The following is a 2,501-nucleotide window of genomic DNA, read 5'->3' on the forward strand; positions in this document are numbered from 1 at the left end:
CTGTTGGAGGAGAGGCTGTTGGAGGAGACCGGGGCGGGCCGCGGCGCGGGGGCCGGCTCGGGAGGAGTGGGGGCGGGCACCGGCTGCGCGCCCGCGCCGAGGATGCTCAGCACGTCGGGCGTCGGCGCCGCGAACGTCACGGTGCGCTGGTCGGCGAGCTCCGTCTGCGAGGGAGCGGGGCGCGGGGACGGCTCGACCAGGTCGGCGAGGCCGGCCGCCGCGGCGGGCTGGCGCTGCGGCAGGGGAGCCTGGACGGTGGTCGCGTCGGGATCGGCAGCGGCCGACGCCGGCTGCGGCGCGCGCCTGCGCTCGGAACGCCTGGCCGGACGCTCGGGCAACGGGTCGGCGGACCGTTCCCGCTCCACCGGACGGGAAGAGGCCTTCCTGGCCGCCACGGTGCCGTCGGCGCCGAAACCGCCCTCTTCGGCATCGCTGCGAATGCTGGCCCAGAACTCCTCGTCGTCCTCGTCATTACTCGGGTTGCCCCACTCGTCGACACCACGGCGGCCGCGCTGGCCGGTGCGCACCGGCTTCTGCTTCGGCGCGTCAATGGGGCTGAAGTCGGGGCTGAAATTGGTCATACGGGGTTCGTGGGCCGCGAACTCGTCCGTGGAACGCGCATGGGTCATCTCCTCCTTCTCGGCCATCTCTTTCAGCCGTTCCGGAGGAAGCGAGCTCTCCCTGCGACTCATCGAACGCATGCCCAGTGCCACGACGACGAGCACGAGGAGCACGACAGCGACCAAGCTCACTACGACCGCGATCATTGCACCACCCTCAAAGCCATGGCCTCCCTCTGGCACCGATGAGATCGCGCGGCCATCGACGCGATCTGCCCCCTTTGATCACCAGTGCCTAACAATTGGATCTGATTGTGTCGGACCACTAAGAGAGTTGTCACACCCTAAGTGAAGAATTGGTACACCTGCACTACATGTCGTGTTCGGCCTCTCACTGGATGTTCACCGCCGTGAGCCGGCCACGGGCGATGGTCAGATCCGCGATCTCCTTCAGGATCGCCGGAAGCCCGGCGTCCGGAGCCAGATCGACCTTCCCGCTCAACGTGTAGACCGAGAAGCGGTAGCTCGCCCGGTCCTGGCAGGGGGGCTCGTAGCCCGTCTTCCCGCTGGTCACCTTCGCCTGACGCGAGCCCTCGGGGGGCTCGGCGGCGGCGTTGGGGCCCAGCTCGGTCGTGGTGGCCGGGATGTCGTACATCACCCAGTGCACGGCCGACTCCGACGCCGTGTGACTGTCGACCACGATGGCGATCGACTCGGCGTCGGGCAACGGCCGGCTCGACCAGCGCAGCGGCGGGCTGCCCTGGTCGCCGTGGCAGGAGTATTCGCGCGGGAGCGGCTTGCCGTCGTGCAGCTCAGGGCTGGTGACGTTGACCCGCGCGATGTCCTTGGCCTGGGATCGGCCGACGAAGTTGAAGCTGCCACAACCGGACGACGCCAACGCCACGGCCACCGCCGTCACACTGACGGCGATGCGTCGCACGCGTGATGCCGTGTTACACAGCCCCATGCCGGACGATGCTACGCGCGTCTCGGCGGTGCGCAGACCGTTTCCCGATGGTCCGTGCTCGGTAAAGGATCCGAAAACAGCCAGAATGTGGTCATCCGCGTAGTGACGTTGGACACAGCGCTCCGGTCCTCGGTGCGCTCCGTGTCCGGATTGCGGCGTACCGTGCGGGGTTGAGCTCACCGTCGTTTCGCCCACGGCGGATGGGCCGGCTCCCGGGCGCGGCGAAAGTGGCACACGTTGTGGACGCGTCCCGGCGGCGCGAACCCCGCGTACGGGGCGACTGGTGGATCTTTCCGTCGCGCTGTCAGATCGTCCGGAGGGTTCGCCCCCTAAGCTGGGGTTTGTGACGACAACAGGGCCGCTGCGCGATCCGGCGAACCGCGTCTCGCCCAAGGCCATCCGGCTGTGGCTGCTGACGGCCGCCGTCGTGGTGGTGACGCTGCCGTTCCTGGTGGCCGAGCCGTTCGTCCGGTACGCCGTGCACCGCTGGGAGCTCTCAGGGGACGTCGTCTATGCCAGGTCGGGCTACCTGACCAGGGAGTGGGTGTTCGTGCCCGTGAGCCGCATCCAGACGGTCGACAAGGGGCAAGGATGGTTCGAGCGGATGCTCGGACTGGCCACCCTGGAGATCCGGACGGCCTCCCACGCCGGCTCCTCCACGATCAAGGGCCTCGACTTCCAGGTGGCCGCCCGCCTCGCCGAGCAACTGGCCCACCGAGCCGAAGAGCTCAGGGATGACGCGACATGACGGACTCCCACGGCGACCCGGCCGAACCCGCCGAGGACGACCACGTCCCGCCTGCCCCGGATCGGCCGGACGACGAACGACCCTCCCCTGACCACGGCGCCGCCCGTGCCATTCCGCCTGTCATGGAGGGTGACGAGCGGCGCTCCACCGACGACACCGCCGTCTCCGATGACGCCCCGGACCGATCTGACCGCCAATCCGAGCCACCCCCTCACCACCCGTCACC

At 69.2% G+C, this 2,501-nt stretch carries 3 protein-coding genes and 1 pseudogene; 2 read left to right on the forward strand and 2 right to left on the reverse strand.

Annotated elements, in window-relative coordinates:
* Both C1J01_RS47520 and C1J01_RS47525 read right to left on the reverse strand, forming a co-directional pair.
* A pseudogene (locus tag C1J01_RS47520) lies at positions 1–734 on the reverse strand (hypothetical protein); the annotation flags it as partial.
* A gap of 217 nt (positions 735–951) precedes the next feature.
* Entirely contained in the window at positions 952–1,500 is a 549-nt protein-coding gene (locus C1J01_RS47525; protein ID WP_235855149.1) for a YbhB/YbcL family Raf kinase inhibitor-like protein, read from the reverse strand.
* Between the two features lie 370 nt (positions 1,501–1,870).
* Between C1J01_RS47525 and C1J01_RS47530 the strand changes: the two genes are divergently transcribed.
* Together C1J01_RS47530 and C1J01_RS51720 are read left to right on the forward strand one after the other, a co-directional pair.
* On the forward strand, positions 1,871–2,275 hold the full coding sequence (locus tag C1J01_RS47530) for a PH domain-containing protein (RefSeq protein ID WP_235855150.1): 405 nt from the start codon (positions 1,871–1,873) through the stop codon (positions 2,273–2,275).
* A partial coding sequence (locus tag C1J01_RS51720) for a hypothetical protein (protein ID WP_438943198.1) occupies positions 2,272–2,501 on the forward strand: 230 nt, incomplete at its 3' end. The genes C1J01_RS47530 and C1J01_RS51720, both read left to right, overlap by 4 nt.

Origin of the sequence: Nonomuraea aridisoli (assembly GCF_003236395.1) — a bacterium.
Lineage (GTDB): Bacteria > Actinomycetota > Actinomycetes > Streptosporangiales > Streptosporangiaceae > Nonomuraea > Nonomuraea aridisoli.